The following is a 299-nucleotide window of genomic DNA, read 5'->3' on the forward strand; positions in this document are numbered from 1 at the left end:
GGGCGAAAAAGAGGAACTTCTTTTTCAACAACGCCGTCTTGAATTACAAAATGAGGAGAAGGAGGAGAAGAATGGGGATTAAAGTAGATATAGGCGCAGCAGATTCGCAGGGTAGTACAGCAAATAGTGTATTAAGTAGCCGTGTGAATTATTATAACGATGTCATTAGTGCCTTTAATAATTTTATTACAGAGGAGGAGTTGCAAGGGGCAGCCTATGATAGCGCTAAGTCTTATGCGGAAAATATAATGGTTCCCCTACTTAGAGGAGTTATCCTCTTTTCAGAGAGTCTAGGAGGA

Annotated in this window: 1 pseudogene; it reads left to right on the forward strand. The window is 40.8% G+C overall.

What is annotated here, in order from left to right:
* Positions 1-71: 71 nt before the first annotated feature.
* A pseudogene (locus N5909_RS00110) lies at positions 72-299 on the forward strand (dTDP-6-deoxy-3,4-keto-hexulose isomerase); the annotation flags it as partial.

This window comes from Streptococcus gwangjuensis (assembly GCF_028156745.1).
Lineage (GTDB): Bacteria > Bacillota > Bacilli > Lactobacillales > Streptococcaceae > Streptococcus > Streptococcus gwangjuense_A.